Here is a 24,069-nt window from a genome sequence, read left to right as displayed (position 1 = left end):
CGACCGGTGAGCCGGTTCAGTCGCCTTGCTTGGAAGAATCTTCCGTGCTGGGGTGTGCTTGCTGCCATCGTTCCCGATATTGACCCGGAGGCTCTCCAGTCCATTGCTTAAACGCCCGGGAGAAGTTCGCCGGTTCTGAGAAGCCCAACTGATAACCGACTTCCAATACCGGAATGTGGTTCTGTCGCAGGTATTGCAGCGCGAGTTCCTTACGAGTGCTGACCAGTAACTCACGGAAACTGAGCCCTCGGTCAGCCAGTTTACGCTGCAATGTCCGCGAAGACAGGTTCAATGCTTTGGCCACGGTGTCCTGAGTGGTGTTACCGCGAGGTAACTGACGAATAATGGCCGACACAACCCGGGTGCTCACGTCGTCTTTCAGCATGGCCAGATAACTTTCGATGATCCGATCGTGCAGCTCTGATAAGTGCGGGTTGGCTGAGGGCAAAGGCCGATCGAGTTGTTCTTTTCTGAAACTCACTTCAACCCGATCAGCGCCATCGATCAACTCACATTGCACGTGTTCCTGATAAGCCGGGTACAGCGCGCCCAATTGGCGGTTCAAGACAATTTGTTCAGCGGTAAAGCTGACCCCGAAAAAACTGCGACAAAGACTGAGTAGTGCCAGAGCACCCGCTTCCCGCAGTTGCGCCACACTCAGCGCCAGAGCTTCCACGGCAAACTGATTACGCAGCGTCTGGGTCAGTTCCGAAGACTCCAATCGAATCCGAACAAAATCACCCTGCTCAATTAACTTAAGCTGGATAGATGAAGTGATCATGGGATAGTACTGAGCGAGTCGAGCCAACGCATCGTACCCGGTTGCACTGGTCGCCATGGCGAAGCCGAGTGCATGAAAGGTTCCGGCGTTCACGGCCCGTGCGAGCCGCAATGGCAAATCGTCACCCAGCAAATCGATAGCGGCCTGCCACAGACGAATTACTTCGAGTGTCGACACCTGCGCATTGGGGTCCGTCAACAGTGTCGGGTCCAACCCGGTCTGACTTAAGAACGCCTGTTCATCCAAACCGGCCTGGCAAACCACCTGCACAATTAAGCGGGGCCAGGAACTGAGAACGGTGAGGGGGCGAATCATGCAGGAAAGCGGCCTTTGTCGAAAAACATCGTCGAAGCGTGGAAAGAACGCCCGAAGCGATCAGTATACCTCAGCTTCGACGACGACCGAATGCTTATGACCGATTCAACGCTGATCAGGATTCGGCAACGGTCGAGTCCGAACTTTCCGCAAAGCGAATAAAAACGCCCAACGCAATTAACAGAATGGCGGCACTGACGATGATCGCCACCGGATAATAAAGGTTCCCGGCCAAATCAAGTTGGCTGTATTTGATCACCATCATCAAACCTTCGAGTGCCAGTGCAATGGCAACGGTGCCGATAAACCGTGGTAATGTCCGTTTCATCATCGTGATGACATCGTGAGATCGTTCGCGACCATATTCAGCTGCAATGACGGTCGCCAGTTCAAACAGCGCCATGGCGATGATCCCGCCGTTCACAATCTGAATGGTAAACTGCGTAAAGTCCTGCGTTTGAATAAAAAACACGATGGCCCGATAGACCGACGAACACAACACGATTGCGGACATCGCAAAAAACACCAGCGTAAATGCGCTGGCAAACAAAGCCGTAATGCTAAATGGCTGTTCATTCACGGCCGACCGGGAGGCCGGCACCGGGACTGGTTGAGTCATCTGCGTCATCCTTATGAGTGAGTTGCCGGCATCCTAACCGGTTGCACAGAATTCCCTGTGTTCAAACTCACATCCTACCGGATACTGACTCGCTCTTTTGACGTTCCTGACAAATCAGGCCGCGTCGGTTGCCTCATCCGAAGCATCATCCGACGCCGATTCAACCGCTTTCAATCCGCTGGTTGATGCGGTGTTGCCTTCGGCCGCCTCAGCCAATTGAACGCGTAACGTCTCCAACTGCTCCCGGAGGCTGCGCTCATCGTCGTCCAGCTTGCTGCGCTTTGCCGCCTCTTTTGCCTGTTCAGCACAGAGTTTGGCCGCGTCTTCCCACTGTTGCGCTTCAATCAGGGCTATGGCAGCGGCTTGTTGTTCATCTGGGTCACGCAGCTCATTCTGCTTGTCGATGATCTTATCCAGCTGATTATTGAGTTTCAGCATCTGCTTGGACAGGTCGGCAGCCATGGTTGCTATCACCTCATAGTTCATGTTCATCATTACCTCGGCATTGAGTGTTGACTAAATACTGTATAAACATACAGCCTTTTAGTATTAACAACAACCGTTAACGATGAAATGGTCAAACCGAGCACGCTCGGCCAGGCTGCGGTCAGGATTCGGCGTCAGCCAGCTGCGCCAATAACCAGGATCGGGCGTCGTCCATTGACATGAACGCGCGGCTGTTTTGCCGTTGCCGGGAAGGGATTCGGGCTTCCAGAATCTTCAGTTTCACGGTCGATTCGACGACCGTGGCTTTGGCGATCATCGGGAAGTCCTGCAGCCAGATATTGAACTGATCCACCGCTTCATAAGCGTCCGGCGTCCCTCCTTCCAGGTCCAGATCGTCCACCAGCATTACAAAGGGCCCCTCAGGTAACTCGGTAATGGTGGTCTTCAGCTTTTCAAGTTCGGCCTGAACACCTTCGAGGTTGAACAACCCGATGTATTTGGCAATGACGATCCGATCTTCAACGCGGATGTCAATGTTGCCGTGTTTGATTTCCATACATCACTCCAAGAGCCTGTGAACAGACGGCACATCAGTTCCGATGAGCCCGTCCCAGGACGACAACCGATTGCGCGAGTAATGAGACTTCACCTTTCACCATTTGTGGCTCTTCCGGCAGAAGACCATCGTTACGAGCGGTGTCACACAGTACATGCCAGCCACTGATCGGATTGCACGGCAGGGTACAGTCAAGATCATGAGTCGAGGCATTGAACAACACAAGATAATACTCATCACATTGATGCAGGTTTTTGATGGGGTCTTCCACATTGGTCGACAACAACATCCCGAACGCTCGCGTTTGCGGATTATGCCAGTCCCGGATTTCCATGGGTTTGCCATCCGGTCGATACCAATGCACTTCATCGGAACTGAAAGGTGACTGAAACCCCTGTTGGTTCTGCAGAATCAGATCATTGAACAGACTGCTGCTTTTGCGCAGCGCAATCATCTGCTGAGTAAAGGTTTCCAACTGCGTATCCCGACCTTGCCAATGCACCCAGCTGATGTCGTTATCCTGACAGTACGCATTGTTGTTGCCTTTCTGGGTCCGGCCAAACTCATCGCCTCCCAAAAAGTGCACCGCGCCCTGTGACACCATCAAGGTGGCGATAAAGTTTCGCTTCTGCTGTTGGCGGCGTTTATTGATGACCGGATCGTCGGTCTCGCCTTCAACCCCATAGTTGTAACTGAGGTTATTACCATGACCATCCAGATTGTGCTCTTTGTTGGCTTCGTTATGACGGTGGTTATAGGAGACCAGATCGTGCAGGGTGAAACCGTCGTGATAAGCCACATAGTTCACACTGGAAGAGAAGCGGGTGGTACCCTTGTGAAAGACATCGTTCGAGCCCATCAGCCGGGTGGCAAAATCACCGGTCACCCCCTCATCGCCCCGCCAGAAACGTCGCACCGTATCGCGGAACTTGTCATTACACTCATACCAGTTTTCCGGAAAATTACCCAACTGGTAACCGTGGCGGCCAATATCCCAGGGTTCGGCAATCATCTTTCCGGTGGACAGAATCGGGTCCTGCATGATCGATTTAAAGAATGCCGCGTCCGGTGAAAAATCCCATTTTTCACGACCCAAACTGGCCGCGAGATCGAACCGGAAACCGTCCACCCGAAACTCGGTCATCCAATGGCGCATGGAATCCAGAATGAGTTTCAGGGTGTAGGGGTGGTCACTGTTGACCGAATTACCGCAACCGGAGTTATCGATGTGATGGGTGTAGTCACCGTTGTGGTAACGATAAAACTCGCGTGCGTGCAGCCCTTTGTTGGACAGCACCGGCCCCAGCATCCCGCTTTCAGCGGTGTGGTTATAAACCACATCCAAGACAATCTCGATGCCCGCCTCATGCAAGGCATTCACCAGGATTTTAAACTCCTGTACGGCATCTTTATGAGCATATCGTGGCTCCGGCGCCAGAAATAACGCAGGGTTATAGCCCCAATAATTGGTTAACCCGAGTTCAGTAATGCGATGCTCTGGCATGAAAGCAAAGCAGGGCATCAGTTCGACGGTGGTGACACCGAGACGGGTCAGATGTTTGATCGCGGCCGGATGCGCCAAACCCAGATAAGTGCCACGCAGTTCTTCCGGCACGTCTTGCAACGTCTGCGTAAACCCTTTTGGGTGGACTTCATAAATGATGGTTTCCCGCCAGGAAATGTGTGGCCGGTCGGCGGTCCATTCAAAATAGCGCTGCTGTGGAACCCGCCCCTTCGGAATAAACGCAGCGTTATCCCGGGTGTCCATGATAATGTCGCCCTGCACTTTCAGGTCGTGGGCAAAGACATTCAGGTTCGGCTCAATGGGCCCTGACAGTTCTTGGGTATAGGGGTCGAGAATCACTTTGTTGGGGTTAAACCAAAACCCGTTCTGCGGTTCGAAAGGACCGTGCACGCGAAACCCATAACGCTGCCCTGGACTAACCTGCTCCCGGAAACCGTGCCATATATCACCGGTGCGCGCCGGCAGCGCGAAACGCTCGGTTTCGTTGTCCTGCTCATCAAAGAAACAGACGTCTATCTGATGGGCATGCGGACTGTAGACCGCAAAATTGACCCCTGAATCCTGAACATTCAGACCGAGGGGAAAAGGCTTGCCCGTATCCACACCGGGAACGGGATTCACTTGAGTCATCATAACGACCTCTGGGCACATCAATGGTTGCGCAGTCTTAAGACAGAACGAAACACTGACTGACCGACGACTGAAACCGTAAAGATACCATAGTCGATGATCAGGGTGTCAGACGCGAAAGCGCCGTTCAGTTCATGTCTGAACGGCGCTTGATTGCGTCAAGAATGCAACAATAAAGGATACTAGCCGATTGTTACCGGTGATTGTTTCAGAAACAGGGTGGCTAAGGGTGGCACCCGGATGTCCAAAGCAAACGGCAATCCATTGGCTGATTCACTGATAGTATAAAAAGTGTCGCCAACATCATAGTTACTGCCGCCATAAAAATGCGAATCCGTGTTCAGCAGCACGTCATATCGCCCTGCCGTTGGTGCCCCGATGCGGTAACCCACCTGCGGGTTCGGTGTCATATTGGTGATCACGATAAGCTGATCACCGTTATCGGCAGTGCGGACAAAACTGAACACACAGTTCTGTGAATCTTCGTGATTGATCCAGCGAAACCCGGACGGCTCACAATCGCGCTCATGCAACGCCGGTTCATCCCGGTGCAGCCGGTTCAAATCCCGGAACAGATTCTGCAGCCCCCGATGGCGCTCAAACTGCAGCAGGTACCAGTCAAGCTGCGCCTGATGGTTCCATTCAATGCCCTGAGCAAACTCATTGCCCATGAAGTTCAGTTTCTTACCCGGATGTCCGTACATGAAACCATAGTACGCCCGCAGGTTGGCCGTTTGCTGCCATTCATCACCGGGCATGCGGGCCAGAATGGAGCCTTTGCCATGGACCACTTCGTCGTGTGACAGCGGCAAAACGAAATTTTCGTTAAATGAATAGACCATCGAAAAAGTCAGTTCATTGTGATGATAGGGTCGGTAGATGGAGTCACGCTGCATGTATTCCAGCGAATCGTGCATCCAGCCCATGTTCCATTTGAAGCCGAACCCCAGGCCACCGGCAAACACCGGACGGGTGACCCCATCATAAGCCGTGGACTCTTCAGCAATGGTGATGGCTTTGGGGAACTTGCCATAAACGGTTTCGTTAAAGCGCTTGATGAACTCGATGGCTTCGTAGTTGTGATTGCCACCATCCACATTCGGCACCCACTCGCCTTCTTCGCGGGAATAGTCGAGATACAGCATCGAAGCGACCGCATCCACCCGGATACCGTCTACGTGAAAATAATCGAGCCAGATAACGGCGGAAGAAATCAGAAAATCCCGCACGGTAAAGCGACCGAAATCGTAGATGTAGGAGTTCCAGTCCGGGTGCCAGCCACGTCGCGGGTCTTCATATTCGTAGAGCGCCGTGCCATCAAACAAAGCCAAGCCATGAGCATCCGATGGGAAGTGGGCCGGTACCCAATCGACGATGACCGCAATGCCATTCTGGTGGCACTGATCCACCAGATACTTAAACTCGTCAGGCGACCCGAAACGACTGGTCGGCGCAAACAAGCCCAGCGGTTGATAACCCCAACTGCCGTCAAACGGGTGCTCGCTGACCGGCACGAACTCAACGTGGGTAAAGTTCATGTCCACCAGGTAGGGAACCAGTTCATCAGCCAGTTCCCGATAGGTCATCACCCGGCCGTCTTTATGCCGCCAGGAACCTGCATGGATTTCATAGACCGCCATTGGCGCGCTGGCCGGGGCTCGCTGAGGTCGGTTCTGCCAGTCATCGTCCTGCCATTGGTAAGCGGTGTGATCGAAGACAATCGAGTTAAAATCCGGGTATTGCGTGCAGTAAAAATTGTAGGGGTCGGACTTGTGAGGCAGAGGGTGCTCACGAGGGTCTTTCAGTTCAAACTTGTAGGCATCGCCAGGCTGTAAATCCGGGATAAACAATCGCCAGATGCCGTCACTGCTGCTTTGCATCGGATGACGGCGACCGTCCCAATTGTTGAAGGCGCCGATCACACTGACCGAGCGGGCATTGGGCGCATAAACCGCAAAGCGAACGCCACTGACCGAGCCGGCCGCGGTGTCCACACTGCACAGCTGGGCGCCCATGTTACGGTACAGGGTATCTGAATCGCAGGAGAAGTCCTGCAGCGCCCGCTCTGGGAACTGATAGGCATCGGTCAGTTCGAATGTCTGATCGCCGGCATCGACCTTCAACCGGTAGACCGGCCTCGACGATTGCGACAGCACACCTTCAAACAACCCCGAATCATCAACCTTGGCCAGCGTTGTCAGTTCAGTCCCATCGGCCAGATTCAACAGCTGAACCTGGTCGGCCTGCGGAATAAAAACCCGAACCAACCAGCCCTTGGCCTGTTCGAAGACGCCGAGATGCTCAAAAGGTCGTGCTTCCAGAACGCGGTTTAACTGCTCTGCGATATTCATTGAATGACCTGTCTCCTTAGATTGTTGTTATGTTGACCAAAACCTTGGCCGGTCGTATGAACGGAGATTCCTGCACATTAAGTTTTTTTAGCGGACGCGGTCAAAAGCAGACCAGCGCTTGCACTGAGTATTCCCGTTGGTCATCACGTGAGATTACCAGCAGGTTTCTGCGCGGATAAGTTCACTATAGCCACGATGCTAACGGATCGTAACGAAAGTTGTGAGATGCAAATGAAAAAAGGTGGAGTACTGAGGAGAAAATATCAGGTCCCCCTGACCCGGCTCAAGATTCGGCGGGTCAGAGGACCGGTTCAGACGATTACCGATGACGCAGAGCGTCGATGCGGCTGTCCAGACTGGGGTGAGAGGCAAACAGCTCAGAGCGCTTACCATTGATGCCGAAGGCCACCAGCTGGCCTTCCAGCTCAGGCTCGGCCGATCGCTTCAAGCGTTCCAGTGCGGCGATCATTTTCGGCGCACCGACCAGTTCCGCAGAGCCGGCATCCGCCCGGTACTCTCGCTGACGCGAGAACCACATCGCAATGATGCTGGCCAGAACACCAAGAATCATTTCCAACACAAACACGACGGCCATGTAAGCGAAAAAGCCCAGACCCTGCCCTTCTTCACCGCGTGAAACCGCGTTAGAGATCACGTTGGCAATGATGCGCGCCAGGAAGATCACAAAGGTGTTCAACACCCCTTGGATCAAGGCCATTGTCACCATGTCACCGTTGGCAACGTGAGCAATCTCATGCGCCAGAACGGCTTCCTGTTCTTCCTGCGACATCTGTTGCAACATGCCGGAGGATACCGCCACCAGCGAACTGTTTTTGCTGGCTCCGGTGGCAAAGGCGTTAATCGACTGACTCGGGAAGATCGCCACTTCAGGCATGGGGATTCCGGCTTTCTTGGAGAGCCGAGAGACGGTTTCCATCAGCCATTGCTCCATGGCAGTGGACGGCTGTTCAATCACCTTAGCGCCGGTGGCCCGCTTCGCCATCCATTTGGACATGGCGAGCGAAATAAAGCTGCCGCCAAACCCGAAAACCATCGCCAGAATCAGCAGCCCGGAGGTATCACCGAGGCTGACCCCGAAGATCGGCAGTAATATGTTTAAAAAGACACCCAGAACCAGGACAATCGCTATATTGGTCGCCAGGAACAGCATCGTACGTTTCATGAGACATCACCCTTCGTGAATAAACTTTCAGCTCAACGCCCTTTTTGCGTCCTTTTCGGTCAGACTTCAAGATAGCCGGAGGTCATTTTCTCATTACATACAGAAAGCGCCCCGGAAGCCGAAACCTACGGGGCGCTTAATGCATACGATATCACTGTCCAAAGCCAGGTGGCTGAATTACTCAAACGGTACCTGTAACTGAATAATTTTACCGGCATCGGTCGAGTCGTAACACCACATCAGCTGTCCGCTGCCGGCGTTTGCCACCGCGGCAATGACGTCACTGCAACGCTCGGCCAAGGTATCGGTCGAGAGCGCCAGAGGCTGCGCGGGCACGTTATTGACATAGGGGCGATAGCCGGCGATCGCCACACCCGGCGCTGAGCTGGAAGACACCAGATAGATCTTATCGTGATCACTGATCCCCGGCACAACCACCATATCCTCTACCCACTGCGCTTGTTCGGCGTTAGCGAAAACATCGGTTGTTGACTCAGACACCAGTGTTGCCGTTGGGTTTGCGGCCGCCGGATTCAGAAAATACAGCTGGTTAGCCCCGGTACTGTCATCAAACTGTGTGAGGTATATCGCCGTTCGGTGAACAGCAACGGCATCCAACCGGTCAAAATTGTCATCGACAAAATAGAGGCCGTTTGCCGCGGTGTCATCGGTACCGGTGCTGGCCGTGACAGCCCCAGCAGCGATGGTTTTGGTGGTATCCACCGTCAGGTCAACCCGCACCAGGCGATCGCCGCCAAAGCCGCCACCAGTCGGTTCACTGTAACCAACGACAAAAACCTGAGCGGCCATCGCTTCTGAAGTGCCCTGAGTGAACTGAGCGTCGAGCGCATTACAATCCCGCAGGGTAAAAGCACCGTTAGCATCTTCAAGCTTGATCGTTTTGATGTCGCTCGGTGCATCAGCCTGCCAGATTTGAAGCTTCACCGGCTGGGCATAACCGACGGTGTTATTCCCATCCTGACAGGCAATGACATAGTCCTTCGCGTTGGCGGTAATGATGTCAAAATCCTGATAATCCTGACGATCATTGGCGTTATCGATGACCCGAAGATCGCTAAAGGTGGTATCCGGATACGTCACTGTCCGAAGGGTAAATAAGTCGCCGTCTTGCCCGCTGACCGGGGCGCCTTTCATCATCGACAGCACAGGCGTGGTCGCCGTCCCACTGAAGTTAAGCCCCAATATTCGATCCTGACCGGCACTCCAGGTGTCGTCAGTCAGTTCTAAAGGCCCTGTTGGGGAGATGGGGGCGCTGTCGTCGTTTACATCCGACTCCGAGTTACAACCTGTCAGCACGATGGCAGCCGTTGCTATGACAAAGGGCAGATTTTTGATTCTCACCGCTAAATACTCTTCCTGATGGATGGAATGAGCAGTCTATTGTCCCAGCAGGTCTTCGCGCTTCACCCAATCGGGTGAATGGTGTCGGTTATAATCGCCAGAAAGGGTCCGGGTTGTGCGCTCTCATAACGCCCGGTCATGCAGGCCCACGCCACCTAAACAAACCTGTTTGCACATTACGCCAAAAAATCTGGCGGATTTACTCACTAAAGCCAACAAAACAGACCCAGCATCCCTTAAGAACCACCAAATACGCCAGAGCCAAGCTGGCACAGTCAATGCAATCGACTCGCATCAACACATGCCAGGGAAGCCCCATGAATCATTCCGTACTGAAAACGACCTTATCGACTTTGCTGCTGGTCGGTTGTGTGCCCTACACCATTCACGGCAGCGGCGACTCTTACCGCACCCAACATTCACTCGACCCGATCACCTCGGTGGAGGTTTACGGCAATGGCGAAGTCCGCCTGCAGAACGCCGACCGCAATGAGCTGATTGTGTTCGCCCAGGACAACATCCAACAACACCTGACCATTCGCCAGCAGGGTACTCACCTGACCATTGGTCCGGAAAAGGGATATCAGTTCAGGCCGGACGACACGCTGCGCTATGTCATCCTGACCAACGGGCTGAATACACTGGACGTCAGCGGTGCCATGGAGGTGACCTCCGACGTTTACCAAACCGACTCGTTGCACATTGACGCCAGCGGTGCGGTCGAGCTGGATATGACGATTGATACCCATCGCTTCTCACTGGACGGCGCTGGCGCCTTTGAAGGCCGGCTCGCCGGTCGCACCCGGGATCTGGTGCTTGATTTTGCAGGCGCAGCGGAACTCAACGCCTTTGATCTCGCCGCCGAACACGTCGTAATTGATGCCGCCGGTGCGTCGTCGATTCGTGTCACCGCCAGCGACACTCTGGACGTGTCCGCCGCCGGCGCCAGTGACGTTCGCTACCGTGGCCGCCCGCGGGTCAGTCAGAGCGGTTCCGGCGCCAGTTCGGTCCTCAGTGATGACTGAGACCCAACGGACGTCAACTTGTGACTGTCGGCACTTACAGTGCCGGCAAGCGCATCCGACACTGCGCAGCTACCGATCACCTTAACGAAAGGATTTCGCATGAGAATTCTGAAAACCCTGCTGGTCACGATTGTGATTCTGGCACTCGCCGCCGGTGCACTGGCTTTGATGTTCCGCAGCGATGAGGCCCCTCAGATTCCCGACATGGAAGAACCGGTCTGGGATGTCCGCACCGATACCCTGATACCCGACGCACATCGCCCTCAAATGACGTTAATCGGCCGGGTCGAACCACTTCGGGATATTACCGAAGTGGCCTTGCTGAACACCGACGTCACCACGATTGAAGCAACAGAGGGGCAGCCTGTGTCAACCGGTCAGACCATCCTGACTCTGGACGACTTTGATGCGCGTCTGCAACTGAACTCCACCTTGGCGGATCTTGAAGAGCTGGACACCCGACGACAGTTGCAACAGTCACAACAGGCGCTCGATCGCGAAGCACTGGTGGTCGAAAAAGCCAATCTGAACCTGCTGACGACCAAGCTTGATAAACAACGTACCCTCGGGACTCAACAGACCATCGATGAACTGGAACAGCAGGTACAGGCCCAACGCTTTGCGGTTCTGCAACGCGAAGCGGCCATTGCCAACCATGACGTCAACAACCGTCAACTCGATGTGCAGCAACGCAAACTGGAACTGGCGCTGTCTTCCGCTCGCCGCCAACTCGAACAGGCCACACTGGCCGCGCCGTTTGATGGCATTCTGGCGAAGGTTCATGTCAAAGCCGGACAACGCGTGAGCCCGGGACAGACGCTTTATCGACTCTACTCCCAAGATGCGCTGACCGTCTCGGTCCAGTTACCTACGTCCTTGCTGGGTCAGCAAACCGAACTCAACGGCACCATTGAGGCCGGCAACCGCGTCAGTCCGGTGACCTTTGATCACGCCGAAGCACAGCTCGAAGCGGGTCAGTCCGGGTTTAATGCCTGGTTCCGCCTGGAGCAGCCCGGCAACTGGCTGCCCGGCGATGTGGTTAGGCTGACCTTAAACACCGCCCCAAAAGCAGAAACGCTGGCCGTGCCGGCAACCGCCGTGTTCCAGGACAAGTGGATTTATCAGGTCGACGAAGAGCAGCGACTGGCCGCTGTAGAGGTCAATGTGCTGGGAGGCCTGACTCAGGGCGAGAAAGACCTGCTGGTCGTAGAACCTCAAGCCGAGCTGTCCGATCAGGTTCGTGTTCTGCTGACCCGACTGAACAACCCAACCACCGGCATGAAGATCTACGAGGCCGGTGTCGACCCGGAACCGGTGCCTGAGGATGACATGGAAGACACAACCGAAGACAGTGAGGTCACGAATGAAGACTCTGAATGATCGAGGCGTCCTGGCGTACTTTACCGGGCACCGCGTCGCCGCCAACCTGATCATGGTGATCGTGGTACTGGCCGGCCTGGTTGCGTTGAACCGAATTCAGACGCAGTTGATGCCAGACGTGACCATTCCGGTGATTAGCATCAATACCACCTGGACGGAGGCAAACGCTGCCACCGTCGAAAAAAGCCTGACGTCACCGCTGGAAAGTGCTTTGAGCAACCTGGATGACATCGAAGAAGTCTGGTCCTGGTCGTCCGAAGGACACAGTCAGATCATCCTGCGCTATGCGCTGGATGCCGATATGGACGATGCCATGTCCGAACTGACCAGCTTCCTCAACACCTATCGGGATTTACCTGACGGTGCCGAACAGCCCGAAGCAGAGCTTGAGGAAGACCGTGAAGCGATGTTCTCACTGTTGGTCAGCACCGAAGGACCGGTCACTGAGCTGCGGCCGCTGGTTCAGCAGTTTAAAAACGACCTGCTCGGACGCGGTATTGCCGAAGTGGACGTTCGTGGCTTTCCCGATGAAGAAATCCGGGTCGAAGCCGACTTACTCTCGCTCGTTCAACAGCAGACCGGGATCGATCAGATTGCCGGTCGCATTGCCGGCACCAACCAGAACAGCCCCGGCGGTTTGCTGTCCACCGATGCGGCTCAGGTTTCCGTCACCACGGATAAGAAAAACGAACGCGCGCAGCACATCAGCCAACTGACGCTGAATGGAAACACCCCTCTGGGCGAAGTGGCTTCGGTTAGCCGAGAAACCCGGGAAGGGGCGCGGCATTACGTCCTCGAAGGCAAGGAAGTTGTACGACTGTTGATTTTTCCTTCACCACAAATTGACAGCCTCGAGACCAGCGACATTGTTTATCAATGGTTGGATGACGTCCGCCCGGAACTGCCTCGCGGAGTCGACATTGTGGTCTGGTGGGATATGTCTGAAGTGGTTGAAGGCAGCCTGGACATGCTCATCAGCAATGGACTGGTCGGTCTGCTGCTGGTCATCTGCATCCTGTTCTTTTTCCTCAACCGACACGTCGCCTGGTGGAGCGCTATCGGCATTCCGATTTCGATTGCCGGCACGTTCATGTTGCTCTACGGCACCGGAGGGACGATTAACTTTCTGTCTGTGTTCGCGTTTCTGATGGCCCTCGGCATCATCGTCGATGACGCCATTGTGGTCGGCGAAGAGACCGTGACACAGATGGAAAAAGGTAAGCCCGCGCACGAAGCCGCTCTGCTCGGGGCCAAACGCATGTTCGCGCCAATCATCGCCAGTTCGCTGACAACAATTGCCGCATTTTTACCGTTACTCTTGCTGCCGGGTCCGTTTGGAGAAATGCTCCGACCGGTGCCGGTGGTGATCATTTCGGTCATCATCGCCTCATTGATTGAATGCTTCCTGATTTTGCCGGGCCACCTGAATCATGGTCTCAGCAAACGCGGCCACCAACGCAGTCGTTTTCGCCAGGCTATGGACAGTGGCTTCAATCGTTTCCGGGACAACCTGTATCGACCGTTTGTGACAGCAGCCATTCACAACCGTTTTGTGACGGTGCTACTGGCCATTGTCATGGCCGTTCTGGCCGGCGCGATGGTGTTGTCCCGAACGGTGCCGTTCTCTCCGGAACTGGAAGTCGAAGACAACATGGTCACAGCCTCGGTATCATTCCGCGACGGCACCGATGAATCGGTCGTGGAATACTACACAGAGGCTCTCAAACGCACATTGGCCGAAACCGATGACAGTTTTGAAACAGACAACGGCATCGTCACTCAGGTCTATGAAATCTACAGTGCCGACGAAGGCTTCGCTCAGGTTCAGGCCAAGCTGGTCGATCGTGACGATCGGCCCTTATCGAACGCTGACTTTCTGAAAGCCTGGGGCGAGCGAATCCCAGGCGGCCCGGATGTGGATCGGATCTCCACCAATCAGGATTCAGCATCTGCCTCTAGCGGTCCCACACTAAGTTTCTTCCTGGCCGGTCGGAACCTGGATGACCTTACCGCCGGTGCCAATGCGCTAAAGACTCGACTGGAACAATACGCCTATTTGTCCGACATCACCGACGACCTGCCCGAAGGCGGCGATGAAATTGTCTTTACGCTGACACCCGCAGCAGAACAGGTGGGGCTCACCGATACTCAGGTTTCGGCGCAACTGCGACAGGCGTTAATGGGGGCGCAAGCACAGAGCTTTACCGAGTACGACGCGTCACTTGAGGTCAATGTCCGCTTGCCGAATGATGCCATCAGCAACACGGCTCAAATCCGGGACTTGCCGATTCGGATACCCGATGGCAGTTGGGTTCGCTTCGGCAACATCGCGGAGTTCCACACTCAACAGGCTTTTGGGACGGTTTTCCATCACAACGGACAAGTAGGGGTAAGAATTAACGCGGTGATTCTGGATGAAGAGGCCGACAGCAATGCCCTGTCACGTGAAATCTACCAGGCCGATGTTGAACCGGTGCTGCAACAGTTCGGTTTAACCGGCGAGATCCAGGGCACCGCCCAAGATATTCAAGAAATGTTCCGAAACCTGGGCATCGCAGCCATAGCAGGACTGCTTCTGATTTACTTTATTCTGGTTTGGGTTTTCTCGAACTACGCTTGGCCTTTTGCGGTCATGTCAGCCATCCCCTTTGCTCTGACTGGAGCTGTTTTTGGTCACTGGGCACTCGGCATGAACCTGACCTTTTTATCAATCTTCGGACTGTTCGGACTGTCAGGGATCATCATTAACGATTCAATCATTCTGATTAATCGCTATCAGGAGCTGCGCAATGAAGGCTGGGAGGTCAAGCCAGCGATCATTGACGCCAGCTGCCAGCGTCTGCGTGCCGTGTTGCTAACATCCATTACCACCGTTGGCGGCTTGATCCCGATTCTGATGTCGGACTCCATTCAGGCGCAGCTCGTGCAAAGCATGGCGGCTTCGCTGGCCTTTGGGATTTCGTACGGAACGTTGTTGGTGTTGCTGGTGATTCCTGCTTTGCTGACGTACATCGAAAGCGCTGCGAATAAAATCCGCCAATTTAAACAATGGCTGCTCAGTCGTCTGCGACCAAAATCGCTAAAACCTCAACCATAATCCATCACCCGGTTCGGGTACCCTTAGGGGTGCCCGAACCCCAACAGCACCGCCACTCTACCCTCGTCGTTAATGCATAGACAGCCGTTCGACTTTACTCCAGAATCCGGTAAAAACCATTGAGAGTAAAGCCATGCTGCACCCGGTTAACGACCCCCAATGCGGATGGGTTTTGGATCTTCCTGAACGCGATTCCCGACCAACACTGACCGGTGAGCACAGCTGCGACACGCTGATCATCGGCGCCGGCTATACAGGCCTGTCAGCCGCACGAACGCTTGCCGAGCATGCTCCGGAACAATCCATCATTGTCCTTGATGCACAGCGCGCCGGCGAAGGCGCCAGCAGTCGCAACTCCGGCTACCTGGTTGATTCCACGCTGAATGACGGTCACCTGTCCGATGATGGCCTCAGCCGTTATCTGGAAAAATACCGACTCAATCTGGCTGGCGTTGACGCCGTGAAGGCGTTTGTCGATCAACACAATGTCAACTGTGACTGGAACCCGTGCGGGAAATTTCATGCCACCAGCTTGGCCGCCAACGAAGCCAAACTGACTCAGTTCAGTGACACGCTCACTCAATGCGACATCGAACACTCAATCGTCAGTTCAGACGCGCTGTCATCGCGATTAGGGACCGGTTTTTACCGCATGGCCGTACATACCCGAGGCGGCATTATGCTGCATCCGGGTAAGCTCGCGCGCGCCATGGTCGATCATTTACCAGCATCGGTTGCGCTGCATGAAAACACACCGGTCGTGTCGTGGCAGGAAACGACACAGGGCATCAACGTCCAAACCCCTCAGGGTTACATTCGCGCCGCTAAAGTGTTGTTTTGCACCAACGGTTTTTTAACCGCGCTTGGCCTTGCTCGATTGAACACCTTCCCGTTAAGCCTGACGGCCAGTCTGACAAGGCCATTGACGGATACAGAATTTGCAGGTCTCGGCAAACCGGAAGAATGGGGCGTCCTGTCCGCTCAGGCTATGGGCGCGACCGTGCGCTTAACCTCTGATCGTCGAATCATGATTCGCAACACCGCAGAAGCGCATAATGCCGTCAACATGAGCCGCGCCGATCTGGATCGCCGAGTGACGACACACGAAACGGGCTTGCAACGGCGGTTTCCAACACTGCCATTGAACGGGCTCATACAATCGACCTGGTCGGGCGTAACCTGCATCAGCGGTAACAGCGCTAATGTCTTTCGACAACTCTCGGATCGTCAGTTCGCAGCGGGATGTTACAACGGGGGCGGCATCGGTCTGGCGACGCTGTTCGGCGAACAGTTGGCGTTAAAATCCCTCGGGGGCGACAGCGAACATCTGCGGGCCATTGAACAACGACCGGAACCCAACTGGTTACCACCACAACCGTTTCTGCGCTGGGGGGTCAAAGCTCGACTGTTGCGGGATCGGATCAAGGCGGCACCGGAACGATAATCGTGCCGGGCCACGACTCACAGTGATGATGTATGGACATTCAGGAAGGGACCCGCGAGGACTCGCGGGTCGGGGTTGGGCGTCCTTTTTTACTGCCCGAATCGCTCAGGCGCGGCCGGCTTGTTAGCGACAATGGCTTCGATCTTTTCCATGACGTCTGGCGTCAGCTTTTCAACCGCATCCAATGATGCCAGGTTGTCCTCCAACTGACTCAACCGTGATGCGCCGAGGATGACGGTCGACACATTCGGGTTCTTCAGACACCAGGCCAGTGACAAGTGCGCCACACTGATGCCGATTTCATCCGCCAACGCCGTCAATTGACGAATTTTTTCAAGCTTGGCTTTGCCGTCATCGCTGGTCCACAGATCTTTCAGCCACTCATAGCCAGGCAGGTTTAATCGGCTGTCGTCCGGAATGCCGTCGTTGTATTTACCGGTCAACATACCGCTGGCCAATGGCGACCAGATCGTGGTGCCCAAGCCGAAGTTTTCATACAGCGGAGCAAACTCACTTTCGACCTTGTCACGGTGCAGCAAGTTATATTGAGGCTGCTCCATAGTGGGTGGCGTTAAGCCGTAGGCACGCGCCACCATATGCGCTTCGGTAATCTGTTGTGCAGACCATTCACTGGTCCCCCAGTACATGACCTTACCCTGTTGAATAAGGTTGTGCATGGCGCGAACCGTTTCTTCGATGGGCGTATCGATGTCCGGGCGATGGCAGAAGAATAAGTCCAGATAATCGACTTTCAAACGCGTCAGTGCGGCATCGCAAGCGTCACGAACGTGCTTGGCATTCACACCCAATTGCATCTGTTTGTCACCACCCCAGAACACCTTCGACGACACGGCAAAGGTATCCCGTGGCAGTCCCAGTGCCGCAATGGCTTCACCCATGATTTTTTCGGACTCACCCGCCTCGTAGCCTTCGGCGTTATCGAAAAAGTTCACACCGGCATCGTAAGCGGTTTTCAACAAGGTCTTGGCGTCACGCATATCCACCTGCTTACCAAAGGTCACCCAGGATCCGAGCGACAGCGCCGACACTTTCAAACCGGCTTTACCTAAACGGCGATATTCCATGATTACTCCTTATGATTGTTTAATTGTTACCAGGGCAATAACGATTGCCCATTGTCGGTTAATTCGTTCCAGAAGGCTTCCAGCTGTGCCTTGACGTCATCGGACAGCCGGGTGCCGACTGCGGCAAAGTTGCTGTCCAGTTGCGCCATTGAGCGAATGCCCGGTATCACCGCCGTGACTTCGTTGTAACTGAGCAGATAGGCCAACGCCTGTTGCGCCAACGGTGCGCTGTCACCCACAATGGTTTTTACCGTTTCTACCGCCTTTGCCCGCGCGGCAATGTCGTCCGCCGACCAGCGCGCGCGAACCCCATCAAAGGTACTGCTTGCAGTGTATTTACCACTGAGCCAACCGCTGTCGAGCGGCACTTTGGTGATGACGCCTACATCTTTTTCACGCACCTTATCGAAACTGCGACGCACATCCTGATGCAGCACATTAAACAGCAGTTCCAGAACCTGGGCATCTGTCGTATCCAGGACTTCGTTCACTTCGTGTGAATAATCGGTGCTCGCTCCGTAAAACCGGATTTTGCCCTGCTTCTGCGCTTCGCGCATGGCTGGCCAGATTTCATGATTGCCGTTGAGCACTTCCAATGGCGGTGAATGCGCCAGCATCACGTCCAGATGATCGGTCTGCAAACGTTCCAGCGACTGATGCAGGCTCTCCCAGAACCACTCGGCTGAAAAATCAAGCGCGCCGTCCTTCGGTCGATGACCAAACTTACTGACAATAACCACCTGATCGCGTTGACCTTTTAACGCCTGGCCGAGTAAGCGCTCACTGTTGGTTTTTGCATAGTTAGGGGCGGTATCGAACAGATTGCACCCGCGATCTCGAGCGGCCGCGACCAGATTCAAGGCATCGGCATCGGTCATGCCGCCCCACTGATCGTAGTTACCCAATTGCCAGGCACCAAAAGCCACTTCGCTGACTTCAAGCCCGGTTTGCCCTAATCGTCGTTTATTCATTTGCTGAACCTCTCAACTCTGATGTTCATGTTTCACTGTGGGGAAACAAGCCGTGCACTCTTTTCAGATCACCCCGCGAATATGCCGACGAACGTGATTACGGTAAAACTCACCCAAGCGTGCATGCAACGCTTCCGACAGCGGCGGCAAGGCACTCACGGCCGCATTGCGCTCTATTTGCTCTGGCTTACTGGCGCCGGTAATGATGGTCGATACTGCGTCAAAGTCGAGCAACCAACGAAGCGACGCCTCCGCCAATGACAAGCCTTGCGGCAGTTCTGCTTTCATCTGCTCGGCAAGATCGACTCCCAGTTCAAACGGTAACCCGGAAAAAGTCTCCCCAACGTGAAACGCCGCACCATCCTGGTTGTAACTGCGATGGTCCTGCTCAGCAAACTGGCGCGTCTTACTCATTTTCCCGGACAACAGACCGCTGGCCAGCCCGAGGCGGACGATGATGCCAACCTTTTGCGCTTTCGCCTGAGGCAGCACCTCTGTGGCCATGTCCTGGCGCAACGTGTTGAGGATTATCTGCAGGCTTTCGACGCCCGTGTGGTTCATACAGTATTGCGCTTCTTCAACGGTTTCGACACTGGCGCCGAAGTGAGCAATCAACCCGTCTTGCTTGAATTTCTGCAGCCATTCAAACACTTCGCCCCGCTGAATGACATCAAACGGAATGCAATGCAGCTGGAGAAGATCCAGAGTATCGACCTGCAATCGATCCCGAGACGCTTCGATACTGTCGCGCAGCGCCGCTTCAGAATAACCATCGGGAAACAGGCCAGCACCGCGACCGGCTTTGGTGACAATAACGCGGTTAGCGTTCGGGTTCGCCCGATTAAACGCCCCAATGAACGATTCACTCTGCCCGCCGCCATAGACATCGGCCGTATCCCAGAAGCTGACTCCTGCGTGATCCGCAGCCCGCAAGATAGCATCAGCCTCGGCCTGAGTGATTGGCCCCCAGTCACCCCCTAGTTGCCAAGCCCCCATGCCGATTTCTGAAACCTGCAGACCTGTACTCCCTAACATTCGATTCTGAACAGACATTGTCTTCTCCTGCCTATGATTATTTGTGTCTGGCGCACAGTATAATTGGTTGCCTGCATAAGATAATTGCCGATAAACTAACGAATTTCGTTAGCTATAGTAACCAAATGAGTCGATTTACCGAGATTGAAGCCTTTATTGAAGTGGCGCAGCAAGGCAGTTTCACTCAGGCTGCGGCGCACCTGGATGTTTCCCGATCACGGGTTAGCCAATTGATCCTGCGCCTGGAAGAGCGACTGGGCGTGAGATTAATGCATCGCACCACCCGCAGCCTGACCCTGACCCCGCAAGGCGAACAGTTCCTGCAGCGATGCCGCACGGGCATGAACCAGCTCAGCAGCGCTGAAGCCGATCTGAAAATGATGAGTCATCAACTGACCGGTCCGATTCGGATCAACTCCGTCGGTGGCATATTCGGTGAACAGATACTGACACATGCCTTGACCGACCTGATGTCGAACCACCCGGAATTGTCCGTGACCGTCGACTACAGCAGCATGCTGGTGGATATGAATCGAGACCCGGTGGATCTGGTCCTGCGGATTGGACATGCACCAGCAGAAAATACCGAATCGGCTTACTTAGGCGAAGTCCACCATAGCCTCTGCGCCAGCCCGGCCTTTATCAATCGCTATGGGTTTCCTCAACACCCCGACGATCTGGTTCGCTTACCCACCATTTGCGGAACGCCAAAGATCTGGGAGCTTGAACATCTGTCAACCGGAGAACGACAAGTCATCACGCCGAATGCCAGTTGGCGCTCGGGCAACTCGAATGCACAACGCATTGCAACGATCGAAGGGCTGGGAGTATCACGGTTACAAACATTGATAGCCAAGCCGGAACTGGACAATGGCAAGCTGGTATCCGTCATGCCGCAATGGCGTATCGAACCGACATTTTTTTGGTTGATGTGGCCACGCGATAAAAAACTGACCTTGCGTAACCAAACAGTACGCGACCATCTAATTCATCATATAACCACGCAGCTTAAAGAAATGACCTGATTCCTATTGACAGCATCATTCGCAATTCCTGTTAAATGTTTATCGTACGTTTTCAAGTGCTATCAAACCATCTGAGGTTTGGATCAAAAAAAACAGCCATACAATCTACCGCAAAGTTTTTTATCATTTCGTACAAATATTTTGATTAATTACTCTATTCAGTTACCTATGACCTATTGCGAAAAAATCGACTGATTCCCGATTTATAGAACTTCTGATTCGTTTACTTTGCGTCGACAAAACCCCGTCATTCCCCGGACATACAAACTCATTCAGATCCTTAAACTGTTCATCGGCTTCTTGTTGTTTTTAGCTATTTTCTTTTCATAGAGAACCCTAAAAAATCAGGAGGCAATAACATTAAAGAACTGAAACCTGATGGAGATTAATCATGAAAAAAGTATCTTTGGTTTTGATGACAACATTAATGGCGGGTGGTATCGCCTTACAGGCACAAGCAGAAGACGCAACCGGCGCACTGGTCGTCCCGGTGATTGGTGAAAAAGACATTCACGCCGACTACATTGAAAAATATCGAGTCGTGACCAGTGAAGGGGAAGTTTTTTACCTTCGCGCAAACCAAGACAAACTGTTGGTTAAAGGCCTGCAACCAGGAACCCACACCATTAACTCTGTCGAAGCGATGGACATTGACAAAGGCAAGCTGGGCGCGACCAACCCGGTTAACATTGAGTTTACGATTGAAGAGGGCAAGGTCACTGTATTGCCAACTACCTTCGAGGTCACGTTAAAGCGTAACCCTGACTGGGCCGACGATGACTACCATGTTATGCAGGAATGGGCATTCGTCACGACAACCGACGAAACTGCAGACCAACTGGCAGCGACCTACAGCAACGCGTTATAAACGTCAGAATGCAAAGAAGCTCAACTTGATTCCCCGATCAAACCATTGAGCAGCAACAGCCGGTTGGTGCCGGCTGTTTGCGATTCGAATCCGCATCTATCCAACCAAATGATCGACGATCGCAATTAGCCCAAAATCCACCAACAGTCATCAGTTCGACGACACATCAACGAGCGCATACGGCATCTGCTTTCTTTAGCATTTAACAACATCCGCAAATACAAACCCGTCCCGCTCAACGACCTCTCCGACTTCAATCGGAATCCGATGGCGAAACATCGGTCCATCGTAAACAAAGGAATGAAACTCACCATTCTCGCCACAAGGATCGACACCTTCAGGCAAATCGGCTAGAAACGATTCATTAAACTCACGACCCGCAAAGCTGGCATCCAGTTGTTTCGGATCGACACAGGTGACAACGGATTTTAGTCCTCCGGCAATCATTTCTCGAGCTAAAGCTGCGGTCGGTTTTTTCCACAAGGGAAAGATCGGCTCGATACCGCTGTCTTTCATGTTGTCGATTCGGTATTGTCGAATGTCTTCAAGAAACAGATCACCAAAGCTCATCTGCTCGACACCCAAGGCTCTCATTTCGGATGTGGCTTTCGCCATGATTTGCTGATACTGCTCGTTACTGCAAGGGTAAGGCAACTCGATGATGGTCAATGGTAAATCCAACGCGTTAGCCTGCGCTTTTAACAGCTCAACACGAACCGCATGCATAGCGGTTCGTTGATGGGTTTGATTTATGGTGCAAAGCGCACCGACCAGTTCAATGTCATCGCGTTGCTGAAGTTGCCAGGTCGCCCAGGCTGAGTCCTTACCTGTGCTCCAGGAAAGCATGGTCTTTTTCGGGGTCATGGTAGCTCTTTGGTCAGATATTTTCTGCGATCATAAACAGCAAGGTAAGCGGTGACCAGTGAAGATCGAAACACCTGACCATAAAAAAACCCGGCTGATGCCGGGTTTAAAATTCGAGAGGATCTCGAAGGGGATCAATACAACGATTGCTCAGGCCATTCCAGCGTCAAACCAATCGCTAAAGCAGCACCAAACAACACTGCGGCGAGAACCAGCTTCAGCCACCAGGGCGCCCGCTGTAAACCAGGCCATAACAATGGCAACCAACCTAAAAGGCCTAAGCTCAGGGAAGTCCATGGGATTTCAACGTAGTGCCACGCCATTTGTGCAATGAACAATGTTGGCGTTGCGACCAACAATCCCAGTTGAGCACTACTCACCTGCTGTCGCCCCTGAAGGCCCCAAACCAGTAATCCGAAGACCGCAATCAGGCCAGAAATCTGACCCACCAACAGCGATCCGGCAATGGGGCTCAATATCGCCACGTACCCAGCAGGGAGAATCCAGAACAATGCACCCAGCTCATAGCGCTGCCACCCTGCTTTCGGGCTTTCATCCCACCGGCGGAAAGTACTCAGCGCCCAGACAATCAGCAGAAACGCAAATTGAATGACCCAACTGATGACCGGCAAACTCGCAGCAAAGTTTTTCACCTGCCATACACTCAGCAAGACCAGCAACACCAGTTGCCCAATGGCAAACAAACGCTGTCGCTCACGCGAAACAACAGACTGAGTCAACGCCAGCACTGATGACAAGGTAAAGGCCATGGCGACACTGTCCATCGCTTCGAGTGTCGGACCTTTAACCCACAGACTAATGCCCCAGAATGCTGCAGCGATAAGCAGCGGCCAATAATGCCTGACGAGCGCAGCCAAAAAGACTGCGATCAACGGAACGATAAACGCTTGTAGAACAATGGTGAATGTCATTGTCTGTTACCGCCTTATTGGCGAATGCCTTCGATTTGGATTTCCAACTCAACTTCGTCAGGAACGCCTGGCAGGAAATAATCGATTCCCCATTCACTGCGCACCAGAGTACCGGTTGCCTCGTAGCCTTTACGGTAACCACCCCATGGGTCTTCGCCTTCACCAATCACGTTTACGTCCAGAGTGACCGTATTCGTTTGACCATGCATGGTCAGTTCGCCGGTCAGAGTGTCGCCGGTAAACTCGGTGCTGGTGAAAGTAATGGTTGGGTACTGTTTTACATCGAAAAAGTCAGGGGAGCGCAGATGCTTATCGCGGTCTGTGTGATTTGAGTCGATTGAATCTGCCTGAATGGTAATTGAAACGCTTTCACTACCGGCCGTATCGCTGAACTGGCCTTCGAACTCATTGAACCGACCAATGGTTTTGGAAAAGCCCAGGTGGCCGGCAGTAAAGTGTACGGATGAGTGTGCAAGATCAATGCTGTAGTCATCGGCAAGTACAGCGGTCGAAGCGACTGCGACAGCCGCCGTAAAAATCAGTTTCTTCATGGGATGTCTCCAGAGGTACATTT

The 24,069-nt window shown here is 53.7% G+C and carries 20 protein-coding genes; 6 read left to right on the top strand and 14 right to left on the bottom strand.

Translation table 11 applies throughout. The features are described from left to right. Positions 1-16 precede the first annotated feature (16 nt). From MED297_RS12045 to MED297_RS12010, 8 genes are all read right to left on the bottom strand, one after another. On the bottom strand, positions 17-1,096 hold the full coding sequence (locus MED297_RS12045; RefSeq protein ID WP_008045282.1) for an AraC family transcriptional regulator: 1,080 nt from the start codon (positions 1,094-1,096) through the stop codon (positions 17-19). Positions 1,097-1,211: 115 nt separating this feature from the next. After that, positions 1,212-1,715, bottom strand: coding sequence for a hypothetical protein (locus MED297_RS12040; RefSeq protein WP_202594547.1), 504 nt, complete (start codon positions 1,713-1,715; stop codon positions 1,212-1,214). Positions 1,716-1,829: 114 nt separating this feature from the next. Further along, the gene (locus MED297_RS12035; protein ID WP_154650926.1) at positions 1,830-2,201 is read right to left on the bottom strand and encodes a hypothetical protein; all 372 of its coding nucleotides are present in this window, start codon (positions 2,199-2,201) and stop codon (positions 1,830-1,832) included. 121 nt (positions 2,202-2,322) lie between these two features. Then, positions 2,323-2,718 (bottom strand): hypothetical protein, encoded by a 396-nt coding sequence (locus MED297_RS12030; RefSeq protein ID WP_008045276.1) that lies wholly within the window; start codon positions 2,716-2,718, stop codon positions 2,323-2,325. Between the two features lie 34 nt (positions 2,719-2,752). Then, on the bottom strand, positions 2,753-4,876 hold the full coding sequence (gene glgX / locus MED297_RS12025) for a glycogen debranching protein GlgX (RefSeq protein ID WP_008045274.1): 2,124 nt from the start codon (positions 4,874-4,876) through the stop codon (positions 2,753-2,755). A 179-nt stretch (positions 4,877-5,055) separates the two neighbouring features. Next, a complete protein-coding gene (gene glgB, locus MED297_RS12020) occupies positions 5,056-7,224 on the bottom strand; it encodes a 1,4-alpha-glucan branching protein GlgB (RefSeq protein WP_008045272.1) in 2,169 nt (722 codons plus the stop codon). Positions 7,225-7,543: 319 nt separating this feature from the next. Then, a complete protein-coding gene (htpX, locus tag MED297_RS12015) occupies positions 7,544-8,407 on the bottom strand; it encodes a protease HtpX (protein WP_008045270.1) in 864 nt (287 codons plus the stop codon). A gap of 177 nt (positions 8,408-8,584) precedes the next feature. Then, positions 8,585-9,769 carry a hypothetical protein gene (locus MED297_RS12010; RefSeq protein WP_008045268.1) on the bottom strand — a complete coding sequence of 395 codons (1,185 nt, stop codon included), beginning with the start codon at positions 9,767-9,769 and terminating at the stop codon, positions 8,585-8,587. A gap of 317 nt (positions 9,770-10,086) precedes the next feature. Here MED297_RS12010 and MED297_RS21340 point away from each other — a divergent pair, with 317 nt between their 5' ends. From MED297_RS21340 to MED297_RS11990, 4 genes are all read left to right on the top strand, one after another. Further along, a complete protein-coding gene (locus MED297_RS21340; protein WP_008045263.1) occupies positions 10,087-10,794 on the top strand; it encodes a head GIN domain-containing protein in 708 nt (235 codons plus the stop codon). Between the two features lie 99 nt (positions 10,795-10,893). Next, on the top strand, positions 10,894-12,174 hold the full coding sequence (locus MED297_RS12000) for an efflux RND transporter periplasmic adaptor subunit (RefSeq protein ID WP_008045262.1): 1,281 nt from the start codon (positions 10,894-10,896) through the stop codon (positions 12,172-12,174). After that, positions 12,158-15,271, top strand: a complete 3,114-nt coding sequence (locus tag MED297_RS11995) for an efflux RND transporter permease subunit (RefSeq protein ID WP_008045261.1) — start codon at positions 12,158-12,160, stop codon at positions 15,269-15,271. Before MED297_RS12000 ends, MED297_RS11995 begins: the two co-directional genes overlap by 17 nt. A 133-nt stretch (positions 15,272-15,404) precedes the next feature. Continuing rightward, a complete protein-coding gene (locus tag MED297_RS11990; protein ID WP_008045260.1) occupies positions 15,405-16,715 on the top strand; it encodes an NAD(P)/FAD-dependent oxidoreductase in 1,311 nt (436 codons plus the stop codon). An 89-nt stretch (positions 16,716-16,804) separates the two neighbouring features. Here MED297_RS11990 and MED297_RS11985 read toward each other — a convergent pair whose 3' ends face one another. The 3 genes from MED297_RS11985 to MED297_RS11975 all read right to left on the bottom strand — a co-directional run bounded on the left by MED297_RS11985 (position 16,805) and on the right by MED297_RS11975 (position 19,824). Beyond that, complete coding sequence (locus tag MED297_RS11985; RefSeq protein ID WP_008045258.1) at positions 16,805-17,800, bottom strand: potassium channel beta subunit family protein; 996 nt, start codon at positions 17,798-17,800, stop codon at positions 16,805-16,807. Positions 17,801-17,826: 26 nt separating this feature from the next. Next, entirely contained in the window at positions 17,827-18,771 is a 945-nt protein-coding gene (locus MED297_RS11980) for an aldo/keto reductase (protein ID WP_008045257.1), read from the bottom strand. 63 nt (positions 18,772-18,834) lie between these two features. Then, positions 18,835-19,824: an aldo/keto reductase gene (locus MED297_RS11975; protein ID WP_008045256.1), complete on the bottom strand. Its 990-nt coding sequence runs from the start codon at positions 19,822-19,824 to the stop codon at positions 18,835-18,837. A gap of 107 nt (positions 19,825-19,931) precedes the next feature. On the opposite strand from MED297_RS11975, the gene MED297_RS11970 reads away from it, so the two are divergent. Next, a complete protein-coding gene (locus MED297_RS11970; protein ID WP_008045255.1) occupies positions 19,932-20,831 on the top strand; it encodes a LysR family transcriptional regulator in 900 nt (299 codons plus the stop codon). A gap of 391 nt (positions 20,832-21,222) precedes the next feature. Then, complete coding sequence (locus MED297_RS11965; RefSeq protein WP_008045254.1) at positions 21,223-21,699, top strand: hypothetical protein; 477 nt, start codon at positions 21,223-21,225, stop codon at positions 21,697-21,699. A 195-nt stretch (positions 21,700-21,894) separates the two neighbouring features. On the opposite strand, the gene MED297_RS11960 is transcribed toward MED297_RS11965, so the two are convergent. From MED297_RS11960 to MED297_RS11950, 3 genes are all read right to left on the bottom strand, one after another. Then, positions 21,895-22,563, bottom strand: coding sequence for a Dph6-related ATP pyrophosphatase (locus MED297_RS11960; RefSeq protein WP_008045253.1), 669 nt, complete (start codon positions 22,561-22,563; stop codon positions 21,895-21,897). A gap of 134 nt (positions 22,564-22,697) precedes the next feature. Then, entirely contained in the window at positions 22,698-23,495 is a 798-nt protein-coding gene (locus MED297_RS11955) for a hypothetical protein (RefSeq protein WP_008045252.1), read from the bottom strand. Positions 23,496-23,509: 14 nt separating this feature from the next. Further along, positions 23,510-24,046, bottom strand: a complete 537-nt coding sequence (locus MED297_RS11950; RefSeq protein ID WP_008045250.1) for a YceI family protein — start codon at positions 24,044-24,046, stop codon at positions 23,510-23,512. Between the last annotated feature and the right edge of the window lie 23 nt (positions 24,047-24,069).

The organism is Reinekea blandensis MED297, assembly GCF_000153185.1.
In the GTDB taxonomy this organism is placed as follows: Bacteria; Pseudomonadota; Gammaproteobacteria; order Pseudomonadales; family Natronospirillaceae; genus Reinekea; species Reinekea blandensis.
The sequence above is the reverse complement of the archived record's forward strand: the minus strand, read 5'-3'. Positions and strand labels throughout refer to the sequence as shown.

Excerpts from the sequence above, each read along its gene's own strand:
- MED297_RS11995 (WP_008045261.1), top strand. The coding sequence starts at position 12,158 with ATGAAGACTCTGAATGATCGAGGCGTCCTGGCGTACTTTACCGGGCAC.
- MED297_RS11975 (WP_008045256.1), bottom strand. The coding sequence starts at position 19,824 with ATGTCTGTTCAGAATCGAATGTTAGGGAGTACAGGTCTGCAGGTTTCA.
- MED297_RS11965 (WP_008045254.1), top strand. The coding sequence starts at position 21,223 with ATGAAAAAAGTATCTTTGGTTTTGATGACAACATTAATGGCGGGTGGT.
- glgX (WP_008045274.1), bottom strand. The coding sequence starts at position 4,876 with ATGATGACTCAAGTGAATCCCGTTCCCGGTGTGGATACGGGCAAGCCT.
- glgB (WP_008045272.1), bottom strand. The coding sequence starts at position 7,224 with ATGAATATCGCAGAGCAGTTAAACCGCGTTCTGGAAGCACGACCTTTT.
- MED297_RS12040 (WP_202594547.1), bottom strand. The coding sequence starts at position 1,715 with ATGACTCAACCAGTCCCGGTGCCGGCCTCCCGGTCGGCCGTGAATGAA.
- MED297_RS11960 (WP_008045253.1), bottom strand. The coding sequence starts at position 22,563 with ATGACCCCGAAAAAGACCATGCTTTCCTGGAGCACAGGTAAGGACTCA.
- MED297_RS12045 (WP_008045282.1), bottom strand. The coding sequence starts at position 1,096 with ATGATTCGCCCCCTCACCGTTCTCAGTTCCTGGCCCCGCTTAATTGTG.
- htpX (WP_008045270.1), bottom strand. The coding sequence starts at position 8,407 with ATGAAACGTACGATGCTGTTCCTGGCGACCAATATAGCGATTGTCCTG.
- MED297_RS11980 (WP_008045257.1), bottom strand. The coding sequence starts at position 18,771 with ATGAATAAACGACGATTAGGGCAAACCGGGCTTGAAGTCAGCGAAGTG.
- MED297_RS21340 (WP_008045263.1), top strand. The coding sequence starts at position 10,087 with ATGAATCATTCCGTACTGAAAACGACCTTATCGACTTTGCTGCTGGTC.
- MED297_RS11955 (WP_008045252.1), bottom strand. The coding sequence starts at position 23,495 with ATGACATTCACCATTGTTCTACAAGCGTTTATCGTTCCGTTGATCGCA.
- MED297_RS12030 (WP_008045276.1), bottom strand. The coding sequence starts at position 2,718 with ATGGAAATCAAACACGGCAACATTGACATCCGCGTTGAAGATCGGATC.
- MED297_RS11985 (WP_008045258.1), bottom strand. The coding sequence starts at position 17,800 with ATGGAATATCGCCGTTTAGGTAAAGCCGGTTTGAAAGTGTCGGCGCTG.
- MED297_RS11950 (WP_008045250.1), bottom strand. The coding sequence starts at position 24,046 with ATGAAGAAACTGATTTTTACGGCGGCTGTCGCAGTCGCTTCGACCGCT.
- MED297_RS12035 (WP_154650926.1), bottom strand. The coding sequence starts at position 2,201 with ATGAACTATGAGGTGATAGCAACCATGGCTGCCGACCTGTCCAAGCAG.
- MED297_RS11970 (WP_008045255.1), top strand. The coding sequence starts at position 19,932 with ATGAGTCGATTTACCGAGATTGAAGCCTTTATTGAAGTGGCGCAGCAA.
- MED297_RS12000 (WP_008045262.1), top strand. The coding sequence starts at position 10,894 with ATGAGAATTCTGAAAACCCTGCTGGTCACGATTGTGATTCTGGCACTC.
- MED297_RS11990 (WP_008045260.1), top strand. The coding sequence starts at position 15,405 with ATGCTGCACCCGGTTAACGACCCCCAATGCGGATGGGTTTTGGATCTT.